Raw genomic sequence first — 11,964 nt, 5'->3', positions numbered from 1 at the left:
TTCCCTGGTTCATAACTGCTATTCTGTCTGACATGATTAATGCTTCCTCTTGATCGTGTGTCACATAGATAAAGGTGATCTTGAATTGATCATGTAGTTTTTTTAATTCGAATTGCATTTTTTTCCTCAATTTTAAATCCAATGCTCCCAGTGGTTCATCAAGAAGCAGCACTCTTGGCTTGTTTACTAATGCCCTTGCCAGCGCAACCCTTTGCTGCTGCCCACCTGACAGCTGTCTTGGATATTTATGCTTATGCTCTTGCAGCCCCATAATTTCAATCATTTCATTTGTGTCATTTTCGATTTGTTCTTTCGATACTTTCTTTTGCTTAAGTCCAAAAGCAATATTATTGTAGATGCTTAAGTGAGGGAATAATGCATAGTTCTGAAATACTGTATTAACGGGGCGATGGTTTGGCGGCAAGTTTCCCGCTTCTTGTCCATCAATTTTAATGCTGCCATGACTTGGCAGCTCGAACCCGCCGATCATTCTAAGTGTGGTGGTTTTACCGCATCCGCTCGGCCCGAGAAGGGAGAGAAATTCCCCCTCCTTTATATTTAAGGAAATATGATCAACGGCAGTTGCTTGACCATATCTTTTGGTAACCCCATTAAATTCAATAATGCTTATCTTTTCTTGAGTATCATATACAGTATTTTTTTCGATCGACTGGACAGCTGACATGATTGAGCCCTCCTTAACTTCCCATTTCTCTATTCCATAGCTCGTTCCACTCTTCCCTATGCTGGTTTATCAGGTTATAATCAGGCATATTCAAATCCTGTATGGAACCATTTTTTCCATATGGCATTCTTTCAAGCGTTTTTTCATCTAATTCAACATCCTTATGAACCGGTGCCAAATATAAATCGCTCGCAATTCCTTCTTGTGCACTCTTAGTGGTTGCATAATTTAAGAATGAATACACTTGCTCTGATTTTTTCGTACCCTTCACCATATGCCAGAAGCTTCCAGCACCTAAAACACCTTCTTCTGGTACAACAAATTCAATAGGCAGTCCCTGGTCTTTCATTACATATGCCGGGCCACCGTAATGTGCCCCAACAGAGGCTTCACCGCTTTGGTATAAATTAGTAGCCGTTCCGGAACCATCAAAGTATGCAACTACTTCGAGTTCCTTCATCTTGCTGAGTCCCTTATCAACGGTACCTTTAGCTTCACCCTCAAGTTCAGCAATTTGCATCAGTAAAGGGAGACCGCCCGTAGTTGCCGGGGTAGGCACTGTTAATTTCCCTTTATATTCTTCTTTCCAAAGGTCATTCCAGGACTTAGGCGGATTTTTAATCTCATCTTTGTTATAGACGATTCCTAATCCCCAATAACCAAGCGCTACACCAAATACTTCTTCTCCATTTCCATGAAATGCTTCCGGCAAAAGGGAATCGATTCCTTTTAATTTACTTTTATCAATACTTTCAACCACATCTTCTTCAAATGACATTTCAGAAATACCGGAGTCCATTAACGCTAAATCAATCGTTGGCGAACCCTTTTCTTGTAGTAAACGGGAAAAAGTTGTAGTTGAATTTCCTTCAATGATATTTACCTTAATTCCAGTTTCTTGCTCAAATGGTTCAATGATATGTTTCTTGATCGTTTTTCCCCAATCCCCACCGAAAATGGCAATGGATAATTCATCCTTTTTAACTTCTGTATTAGCTTGAGCTGTTTCTCCCTTCGGCTGAACAGGCTTTCCGCATCCGGCAAGCACTACTAGAATTGCTGCAAATAGCATTAGATTCCTGCGTACCTTTTTCATAGAACCACTCCCAGTTTCATGGTTTATTTTGATGCAATGTTCTCAATTCCTACCAGCATATCAATGATAAGAATCAGGATAAAAGCAATGTAAATCGTTACGGCTGAAACAGCTGCTATCATGGGATCAATGTTATATTGAACATAATTAAACATCTTCACAGGGAGTGCCATCTGATCCGCAGAAGTCAGGAAAATCGTCACTTCCACATTGATCCATGAAACGGCAAACGAAAACAGTGTCCCTGCGATAATACTAGATTTCATTAGAGGCAGGGTAACAAAGAAAAATGTTTTCCATGGTCCTGCACCCAGGTCTCTTCCTGCTTCTTCAATATATGGGCTTATTCCAACAAAGCTATTTACACATGTCCTGACAATGTAAGGCAAAATGATAATAATATGCCCTAATACCAGTGTGTAGAAATTTTGAGGGCTATTTGTAAAATAGTAAAAGAACTGCAGAAGTGCTAATCCCAAGAAGATTTGCGGGAGCAAAAGCGGCGATGAAATTAAATTCATCACAATCCCTTTGCCTTTGAAGTTATTTCTTGCTAAACCATATGAGGCTGGAATACCAATTAATATTGCAAATAAAGTAGCCGTCCCTGATAATTTAAAACTATAAAGGAAGGAGTCTAAGTAAGAAATATCCTCAAACAGGGCCTTATACCATTTCAATGTGAAGCCTTTTCCTGGAAAGCTAAGATAATTTAGTTCAGTAAAGGAGACATTAATTAGGACCAGTAATGGAAATGCCAGGAATAGAAGGAGGAAGCCTCCGATGGCCCACATAATCACTTTATAGATCATCGCCTTCCCTCCTCAATCCAGTCTGACCTTAATAAATAATGGTTCAATCCAATGATCAGGAAACTAAACATTAACACGGCAAAAGCAACTGCAGAACCGAATTGATAGTTAAAAACCTGCATCATTTGTTCATAAATAACGGTTGCAATCAGTTGAATTTTGCCGCCTGAAAGCATGGCCGGCGTTACATAAGCACTAATGGCCAAAGAGAAAACCATCACACTGCCAGCTAAAATGCCTGGGACTGTTAAAGGCAGTGTAACCTTGATGAAGGTTTGAAAAGCACCTAAGCCTAAATCGGACGCCGCCTCTTCCAGCCTGCTGTCTATATTCTCTAAAACGGTTGTGATGGATAAAATCATGAAAGGAGCTAAAATATACACCAAACCTATCACGATACCCGTCTCATTATATAGAAGCTTAAGAGGTTGTGAAATAATCCCCAGTCCCAGAAGTGTTTTGTTAATAAACCCGTTATTTCCTAAAATGACCATCCATCCAAATGACCTGACGACTGCACTTGTAAATAAAGGTGAAATGATAACGATATAGGCAATTCTCTTAAGCTTTTTGCTCTTAATATATCTGGTTGTGAAATAGGCAATAAAATACCCTATTAGTAGTGTGATAATAGTTGCCAATATTGAAATTTTTATTGATCTAAATGTAATAGCTAAATAGTGTTGATCCTTAAAATACAAGAGGTAGTGCTGGAACGTTATTGTTCCGCTTTCATCCAGTATAGAATTATTAAGGACCACGATTAAAGGAAGAACGAAAAATCCTAATAAAATTAAGATAGATGGAGCTAATAGGAAAAGGACAGATTTTTTTGACATGTCTTGTCTCCTTTACTCTATTTTTTTGAGCAAATTAAAAACTGTCTCGATGATAAGCTCCACTTTGTCATATTCAATTTTTTCCATGGTATCTGTCGGCCGGTGATAGTCTGGTAATCTCCAAAACATGAGGAGAGCTGTCGGGATCCCTTCTAAATGGAACATCCATTCATCTGCTCCCGCTTTAGGAGTATCAACATCAACTTCAAAATCCTTGCTATCATAAGCTCCAGCTTCCCTAAAACTTTCTTTAACCTTTTGACGGAAATCTTCCGGGCCCACCCAGGACCAAATCTTGTCTCCAGCACTAATTTGATCTAAATTGATCACTGCAGCCACTTCATCAAGTGTCCCTTTTTCTTTTAAATCGTTTACATAATAATCTGCACCAATGAAACCAACCTCTTCATTCGAAAAAGCGATTACATCCACATCAAATGGAAAGTCAAATGAACCGCTGCTTAATCTCCTCGCCACTTCAACGATTCCAGCAATGCCTGAGCCATTATCGTAAGCTCCAGGGGTATTTAACGTTGTGTCCGAGTGTGCGCAGACAATTACTTTTCTCTTTCTTGCCGTATTTTTAGCCTTGTATGGATGGCTGATGATGTTAGCCGATTTACACTCTTTTATATTTCCCTCTACGTTTACAAACACCTCAATCTCATGTCCTTCATTTAAAAGTTCCTGAACATGAAGATGATCTTCGTAGCTCATCACAACAGCCGGAATTGGGAACTTTGCCCGCGGATTTAATAATGCAATGGGATCACCTCCGCTATTCACCACAACTTGAGCTAAAATATCTCCTTTTTCACTCAGGACATTGTAACAAGGCATATCATAAACACCCGGAATCAGTCCTTTTATCCCGTGATATGTAAGTTTCCCTTTTATTCCTTCACTTGAAGTAGAGCCAGAGAATAGTAGATAAGCTGTTTTTAATTCTCTCGAAATAGGTGATAGAAATTTTAATTCAGGTGTTCCCTTAGGCTCCCAGCCTATAAATGGATATACTTGTCTTTCTGTCTCTATTCCTAATTCACTGAGTCTTTGAAGAATATATTCTGTACCATTCCATTCACCTTCTGTACCTGCGAACCTTTGCCCTACCTCCTCACTTAAGACTCGGATTGTTTCTTTAATTTCTTCACGGACATTTGTCGTATTGATTTTGCTCATTTTAATCCCCCTGTTCTATTATTACCTTGATTTAAAGGTATGTTATCTTCTATTACCACTTTTGCATAATCTGAAATTCCGCTTAGATGCTGAATAAATACTTCTTCCACTTTGTCCAAGTCCCGACTGCATAAAGCCTCATAGATTTGATAATGTTCTTTAATTGATCTTTCCACAAGGTGGGGTCTGCTTAAAAAGGAATATCTAAAATGAACAATATAATCATGCAGATTTTCTAAAATGTTAACCAATCTGGTTAAGCCTGACACTTTGATGATTTCCGCATGAAATAAATCATGAACCATCATGAGTTCTTCCACTTTACCTAGCTGGAAAAACATTTCAGACTGCTCTAGATAACCTTTTAATGTTAATAGCTGTTCATCGGTGATTTTGCTTGCTGCAACTCTAGCGGCGGTGGGTTCTAAAAGAGTTCTTATGAGGATAATTTCATTGATGGCATCAAAGTCAATTCCTTTAACAAGGCAGTGTTTTCTGGGGAGGATTTCTACTAAACCTTCTTGCTCTAAACGTTGGATAGCCTCTCGCACAGGTGTTCTGCTGACACCGAGGTACTTTGCTAACTCCATTTCAACTAATCTTTCACCATTTTTAAGTTCACCACTGATAATTTTTAATCGGAGCTGATCAAAAACCTCCGAAGCAATTGATACAGATTTAATTTTATTTAGCTTCATGTCATTTTTTTAACCTCCTGCTTGATGTTGAATTCATTATATACCATATTGTATTCAACGCACAATATATATTTATAATATTTTAAATATTTAAAATAAATTAATAATTATTGAGTCTTTCGCACTAAATCCGTAGGAAACTATTATTCTCCCCTTTCTCATGAGAGAGTTTTCTGAAGATAAATATATTTCACCGGTGAAGTTCTATTTGTTCTGACGAAAGAATGATTACATACAAAAAGCCTTTCATCGCTTGATGAATAGGCTTTTTATCTCTTTATCCAAATAATGTGAACCAACCTGCCCCCACGTTTTATAAAAAGACTAAGGTTGAAGCTATTTCCTTCAAATGCGGCAGGTCTGCCCATAAGATGAAGTAATTGTAGGTTTCTCCTTGGATTGTAATGGGAGTTGGATACCTTACTATTAAAGCTGATTGATTCAGCATTTCTGCTGGCTGGTCCGCAGAGGGGAAAATGTAGCAGGCTTCCTGGTTTTGAATTCGAGTCTTCAAGATGCTTGGCATGGATCCATAGGGCCTTAATGGATGGAAAGCTTCCCCACGGCACACCTCATCTAAGTTTTCACCGGCTGAAATCGCTGATATTTGAAAAAAGCCGTCAGCACCTTCGTATCTTTCCTCGTTCACTTTTCGCCAGTTTGACGGATATTGGAAACGAATCTTGTAGGCAGTGTTCGTATATGTGTTCTTTTGGGTACCATCCAATATGGCAGTTGGAGACCATTGAAGTGACTGAATGTTAACTCCTGCAATTAGCCGTATCGGGACGGGGTGACGGAGGTCGATAGCCCACAATTCACTTGCAAATTCCTGTTCCTTGCATCCACTAAGATAGGCTATTTTTGTTCCGTCTGTTGACCACGTGACAGGCGATGCAAAACAATTGGAAATAGCCCAAATTCGATCCTCTTCGCCTCGCCTCCCCACCGTTCGAACTTGTGAAAAATACCCGCGATCTTCAAAGGCGGTAGCGCTATAGGCAATTTTCAAAGAATCAGGTGACCATGTCGGATAATAATTTTTTGCAAGAGGCCCGCCTTTTACTTCAACCACATTGCCTGTTGAAAGCTCGATGGTGTGAATGATGGAGATGCTGACACCTGGTGTTGTATAAAGAACAAAGCTTCCGTTGGGTGATAGCTGGGCATTATTAAGCCGCCCTCCTGTGTTATGTGTAATTTGCTGTTTCCCAGTTCCGTCGGTTTGAATTCGGTAAAGCTGACTAATTCCTGATGCATCCGGTGCCTGGAATAACAGTTCCCTGCCATTCGGAAACCATTGAACATCTGTTGAGTCAGGCTGTTGAATGCTTTGCGCTTGATGAGACAGAACGTTGTACATGATAATGCGACCTTGCTTCGTATAAGCAATTTGGCTGCTGTCAGGCGACCAATCCAATTTGAATTCAGCACCTTCTTCCATCTGGTCGATTTGAGCGATCGCACCAGATGCAACATCCACAACATATATAATTCTGTTCTTTCCAATAAACGCAATTCTCCTGCTATTGGGTGACCATTCTGGACTTGAAAAAGTTTCACCCAATCCACTGGTGAGCTGCACGTTCTCTCCTGTCCGGGGATTATATAACCAAATATCATATTGCCCTCCTCGATCAGCAGTATAGGCAATCAGGCCTTGGCCACCAGGAGGGGCGTATGGAATCCTTAACTTCATTCCGGGAAATAGCTGTGAGGATGGAAGCTGGTTTACAATCCGAATAAGCTCAAAATTTGGCTCCCCATTCGTAATGACATTAAAACGCATTGCAAGCCGATAAAGTGTATCCCCTGGCTGGACGATATAATATGGAACACCTGGAGGAACCTTTAATAATTGACCGGTCTGAATGACATAGGGTGGCTGAAGCTGATTAGCCTCTATGATAACTGAAGGCGGAACTTTGTAAAATTGTGAAATTCGATACACTGAATCTCCTTGCCTAACACGCACAGCATCAACCCCAGGTGGAAGGGACAGCTGCTGACCTATATAAATCGTGTAAGGGGGCTTCAAATTATTTGCCGCAATAAGGGAATCGGCCGGTATTTCCCATCTCCTGGAAATCCCGTACAGCGTATCACCTGAACGTACTGTATAAAAAATTTGCATGATCTTCACTTCCCAAAGAATAAATTTCCATTGAGGAATTAAATGCGCACACACTATCTGCCCATATACTATTCAATAGGAAGTGCGAGGTTCAGTGCAAAAGAGAAGAATTAGATAAAAAAGGAATTTAATTCCTATATAGATAGCGCTATTACAAATCTATAGCATGATTCAATTCAAGAAAAGCCTGAAGGAATCATTATTAGCGAAAATGATTATGGTAAAAAGATAAAAAACCTTCAAATGGGAAGGTCTCTTACTAAGCAGCCCCCTCCTCTTCGTCATCGCAAGCTCTGAAAGATAATATCTCAAGAATTCGATGGATTCGATAAACCCCCGATCCTGTAAAGGCTCCATCCTGGATTTCGAACCCTCCGATCATCATTAAGAGGGCCTCCCCTGTAACTTCATTTGAGAAAACAATATGAATTCCATATTTCGATGAAAATCGAATTATTTAGCTCTTATAATAGAAATGAAGCAAAAAGAAACTTAATCCAAATGAAGAAAAGGAGCTTAATTTTATGAATAGCAAAGAACAATCATTAAAAGCAGAAACCTTTCACCGCTTACACCAGCAATCCTCCACCTTTGTTCTGCCAAACGCATGGGATGTAATCAGTGCAAAAATGTTTGAAGAATGCGGCTTTAAAGCAATTGGAACAACAAGTGCAGGCATTGCTGCTTCTTTGGGGTATTTGGATGGGCAAAGTATACCTCTTAGCAAAATGGTTGAAACGATTGAAAACATCGCAAAATCAGTAAATGTTCCTGTGAGCGCAGACATTGAGGCAGGTTATGGACGGACAGTTGAAGAGGTTTTAGAGACCGTAAAAGCAGTAACTGCTGCTGGAGCTATCGGGATAAATCTGGAGGACGGTACAGGTGATTCTATCAGGCCTATTTTTGAAATTTCATCACAAGTGGAAAAAATAGCAGCGATCAAAGAATTTTCGGAATCCAGAAATATGCCTTTATTTATCAATGCACGAACAGATCTATATTGGTTAAATATTGGGGATTCTTCAACTCATTTACAGGAAGCTGTAAAGCGGGCAAAAGCCTATCAGGATGCAGGGGCAGATTGCATTTTCATTCCAGGCTTAACTGATAGGAAGATTCTTAAGAAGATTAGAGAGGAAATTTCTTGTCCGATCAACTTATTGGTTGACGCTGAGATGCCTTCTTTATCGGAGTTATCTGAGATCGGAATCGAAAGGCTTAGCTGTGGATCCGGCCCATTTAGAGCGACCTTAACCTATTTACGGTCTATCGGTGAAGAGATTGTAAACAACCAGACTTTTCATCAAATGACAAATGGCGATGTTCTTTCTTATAGGAGGTTAACTGAATTCATACAATAAATACTTCTAATACCCAACAACAAAATGATGAATTTTGAGAAGCCGATTTTCCTATAATCATGAAATCGGCTTTTTGTTCTCCTTCCCGTTTTAATTATTTTTCGGGAATGTTTCAGGGTGTTTGACTCTAATTATTAACTATCAATAGACCTATTGGTTACCGGCGGTTCATTAAGCCAGCCTTTCCTTACCAATAACTTAAACCCTTTCTCTGAATAGCCTTCCACCTGATCAATTAATTCCTTTAGTGTTTTCACGTGACTTTTTTTATAACTGGAAACCACAGCAGTTTGCAGATTGCCGATTCCGATGGGATTTAAGAACATGATTAAATTAGCCATTAGTTTATCTGAAAATGGGGATTTATTCACCTTATGAACATGAGCCTCTAAACCGGTGATTGCCGGGACTCCGTTTTCTCTATATATTTGGGATAAAACATCAACTTGATGATAGGACAATTTGATCCCATCCTGCAAAAAACTCTTTGTATCTTCATCCTTTGCAGCATCCGAAAAAGCAGTACATAGAGCTAAACCAACATTATTACATTGAAATGAACCTAACATACTTGCTAATTCAACAGCATTAAGCGGCCTCTGCTGGGTTGATGCCACTTTAAATAACTTGCTTTCTCTGTCTTCAGCATTTTTGTATGAAAAAGACCTGTGTTGCAGCAACCCTTTGTTCTCCAGCAAATTTAAAATAGAACTGTCAATTTGAATTAACTTATTGAGTATCTCTTTAAAGAAATTCTTAACCATTGGGACGGTTAAGTCTGTGTATTGAAAAGAAAGTACACCCAATCCATTGCTTGTTATATGCTTAATTATTTCTATCATTAATTGATCAGAAAAAATCTTTTCGGAGGGGCTATGTAAATCATTTTCACTAAAAAACGGTGTAACATTTAATCCATCATCAGCTAAGAACTGCAAAGCCTCTTGTTCCTGGAATGATGAGAGTGATTTAATTTCTGTTAAAACATCTTTCAAATCAGGATCTTCGGCAGTTTCCATCAGGTTTCCCAAAAAAATATTGACCATATTTGAACTTGAATGTAAGTACCATAGAAAGCCTAGTTCGTTTAAATTCATCTAAAAGGCCCCTCCACAATTTATTTTCTAATCTTAGTTTGTAATTGAAAATGCTAATTATTCATTAAATTGTATTAGGTCTAATTATCTTGTATTGCCTACTGTTAAAGCTCTTAACAATTAAATGGCTGCCTTGTTTAAAATGGTTCGATGTGTCTTTTCCTTATTATCTTCATTAAAAGTAATCCCAAAGAGACACCTGGTATTACACACAATATTGGAAGCCAAATTGGCCCTAATAATACCCCAAAAAGCTTAAAGGTAGAGGAATATATACACCCCACCGTAACAAAGTAAGCAGAAGACACAAACGGAAGAAAAGAGTAACTGTATTTCCCTCCTCCCGCATCTTTAAAAGAATCCCACATAGCAAAGAAATACAAACAAGGATAAAACATCAGCCACAAATAATCGGTTTCCGCAATTGCCTTTTCAATCTCTCCATGAAAACTTGAAATAATGACTCCGTTAAAATTCGCTTGTACATTAATAAGGAATTCTAAAAATACAATAACCATTCCCTTTATTAGTTTTCCATTTAAAAATTGACCAAAACCAGGAAGTGCAATACTCCATAATAGCCTTTCTATAGATGTCGCCATTCTATTCAAGCCCCTTACCATGTTTCTTATAGGTGTTCTCTTCCTGTAATCCCCTTTTAAAGAGCAGCAAACTAATTGCCATCTCCTGAAGATATCAATTAATATTACTCAGCATCACACTTATTATTATGTAAGCACTCTTCTCAAACTAAACTCCCTTTTAATAGCAGAAAAAAAGCTGCCGAATCGGCAGCTGGGATTTTAATGCACTCTTGATTAGGTTGGAAGAGCTTAGGGTTTTATCATGTCCGAATATGTGCGATTATATCTGACGGAATACAGCAGCACATATATAACAATAAATGCAGCAAACAGGTTCAGAACGATCAGCGAATGGTTCAAACTGTAAAATTGGGTAAGCGCTCCTACTCCAATTACTGGAACAATAAATCCAGAATATGCGCACAAGTAAAATGCAGAAATGACTCGTGCCCGCTCTTTGGGCTCCGGTAACTGTCCGGCAAGTCGCAAGGCAATTTGAAAAGTCCATCCGCCCCCGATAGACTGGATGAAAATGCCTGCCCAGAGCAGCGGCAAACTTGATGTTAAACCAGAAGAAACAATAACCCATGACCCTATCGCAAGAAGCAGGATGCCGAATCTCATACGTGTAATGGGGTGACTTGGCCAAGGAATGAACTGAGCCAAAGCTGCTCCACTGAGAAGCACGAAAATGATTAATCCTGAAACAGCAAGGTTGGACGTATGAATGACATTCTTTACGAAATTAGGAATAAGAGCAAACGCGATTCCTTGAATTGTAAAAACTGTGAAGATAGGCAATCCGGCCATTGAGATAAATGGAGAACGAATATTGTCTGGCACTCCAAGCGATATCTTTGTTTTTTCACGTTTTTGTTCACTGGAAACAGCATCTTTAGGAATAGATTCCAGCACAATTAGTGAGATGATAAGCAAGACGAGCAAAATCCAAAATGGCAAATGGAGTGGCTGGAAATGTATATATTGCAGGATCAAACCCGCGATAGCCGGTCCCAACCCGAAACCAATGAGAATAGTAACACCTGATAATTTGAGAGCTGCACCTATTTGGCTGGGAAGAGTTTGCTTCATTAGAAAAGCAGCAGCTGTACCTGTAAAAGCTCCGTATGCGATTCCTTCCAATGATCTGGCAACATATAGCATCCAGGAATGATTGCCAGCCATGAAGAATAAGGTAGATGCGATGGATATCCATATACTGAAGCGAACAACCCTTTTTAATCCCCACGTGCTGCCTTTTTCTCCCGCAATGAACAAAACAGGCAATAGGAATGCAGCATATATGGCAAACAAGATCGTGATTTGCAGACTGTTCAGCCGGTAAGCCTCACTATATAAAGGGAATAACGGGGTAATAAAGGTAGCCCCGCATGACATCAAAAGAGATACCAATAGCATTCTTTTCACTGCTGAAATCCCCACTTTCAATAAATTACTTACTAGAAGGTAAGT

12 protein-coding genes are annotated in these 11,964 nt (G+C 39.2%); 1 reads left to right on the top strand and 11 read right to left on the bottom strand.

Annotated elements, in window-relative coordinates:
- The 8 genes from ACEQ1T_RS21280 to ACEQ1T_RS21245 form a co-directional block, all read right to left on the bottom strand.
- The coding region (locus ACEQ1T_RS21280) for an ABC transporter ATP-binding protein (RefSeq protein WP_370224646.1) at positions 1 to 685 on the bottom strand (685 nt) is incomplete at its 3' end.
- Between the two features lie 13 nt (positions 686 to 698).
- On the bottom strand, positions 699 to 1,781 hold the full coding sequence (locus ACEQ1T_RS21275; protein WP_370224645.1) for an ABC transporter substrate-binding protein: 1,083 nt from the start codon (positions 1,779 to 1,781) through the stop codon (positions 699 to 701).
- 23 nt (positions 1,782 to 1,804) lie between these two features.
- Entirely contained in the window at positions 1,805 to 2,593 is a 789-nt protein-coding gene (locus ACEQ1T_RS21270) for an ABC transporter permease (protein WP_071155493.1), read from the bottom strand.
- Entirely contained in the window at positions 2,590 to 3,432 is an 843-nt protein-coding gene (locus tag ACEQ1T_RS21265; RefSeq protein ID WP_370224643.1) for an ABC transporter permease, read from the bottom strand. Before ACEQ1T_RS21265 ends, ACEQ1T_RS21270 begins: the two co-directional genes overlap by 4 nt.
- Before the next feature lie 12 nt (positions 3,433 to 3,444).
- Positions 3,445 to 4,614 carry a M20/M25/M40 family metallo-hydrolase gene (locus tag ACEQ1T_RS21260; RefSeq protein WP_370224642.1) on the bottom strand — a complete coding sequence of 390 codons (1,170 nt, stop codon included), beginning with the start codon at positions 4,612 to 4,614 and terminating at the stop codon, positions 3,445 to 3,447.
- On the bottom strand, positions 4,611 to 5,312 hold the full coding sequence (locus ACEQ1T_RS21255; RefSeq protein WP_206844841.1) for a GntR family transcriptional regulator: 702 nt from the start codon (positions 5,310 to 5,312) through the stop codon (positions 4,611 to 4,613). The genes ACEQ1T_RS21260 and ACEQ1T_RS21255 overlap by 4 nt, the downstream gene beginning before the upstream one ends.
- 313 nt (positions 5,313 to 5,625) lie before the next feature.
- Positions 5,626 to 7,446 (bottom strand): LysM peptidoglycan-binding domain-containing protein, encoded by a 1,821-nt coding sequence (locus ACEQ1T_RS21250; protein WP_370224641.1) that lies wholly within the window; start codon positions 7,444 to 7,446, stop codon positions 5,626 to 5,628.
- A gap of 259 nt (positions 7,447 to 7,705) precedes the next feature.
- On the bottom strand, positions 7,706 to 7,831 hold the full coding sequence (locus ACEQ1T_RS21245) for a hypothetical protein (protein ID WP_370224639.1): 126 nt from the start codon (positions 7,829 to 7,831) through the stop codon (positions 7,706 to 7,708).
- 139 nt (positions 7,832 to 7,970) lie between these two features.
- Between ACEQ1T_RS21245 and ACEQ1T_RS21240 the strand changes: the two genes are divergently transcribed.
- Positions 7,971 to 8,810: an isocitrate lyase/phosphoenolpyruvate mutase family protein gene (locus ACEQ1T_RS21240; RefSeq protein WP_370224638.1), complete on the top strand. Its 840-nt coding sequence runs from the start codon at positions 7,971 to 7,973 to the stop codon at positions 8,808 to 8,810.
- Positions 8,811 to 8,944: 134 nt separating this feature from the next.
- Here ACEQ1T_RS21240 and ACEQ1T_RS21235 read toward each other — a convergent pair whose 3' ends face one another.
- The 3 genes from ACEQ1T_RS21235 to ACEQ1T_RS21225 all read right to left on the bottom strand — a co-directional run bounded on the left by ACEQ1T_RS21235 (position 8,945) and on the right by ACEQ1T_RS21225 (position 11,910).
- Positions 8,945 to 9,907: a DUF3231 family protein gene (locus ACEQ1T_RS21235; RefSeq protein ID WP_370224636.1), complete on the bottom strand. Its 963-nt coding sequence runs from the start codon at positions 9,905 to 9,907 to the stop codon at positions 8,945 to 8,947.
- Positions 9,908 to 10,044: 137 nt separating this feature from the next.
- Complete coding sequence (locus ACEQ1T_RS21230) at positions 10,045 to 10,509, bottom strand: hypothetical protein (protein WP_370224635.1); 465 nt, start codon at positions 10,507 to 10,509, stop codon at positions 10,045 to 10,047.
- 231 nt (positions 10,510 to 10,740) lie between these two features.
- The gene (locus ACEQ1T_RS21225) at positions 10,741 to 11,910 is read right to left on the bottom strand and encodes an MFS transporter (protein WP_206844903.1); all 1,170 of its coding nucleotides are present in this window, start codon (positions 11,908 to 11,910) and stop codon (positions 10,741 to 10,743) included.
- Positions 11,911 to 11,964 lie beyond the last annotated feature (54 nt).

This window comes from Cytobacillus sp. (assembly GCF_964223445.1).
GTDB lineage: Bacteria > Bacillota > Bacilli > Bacillales > Cytobacillaceae > Cytobacillus.
The sequence above is the reverse complement of the archived record's forward strand: the minus strand, read 5'-3'. Positions and strand labels throughout refer to the sequence as shown.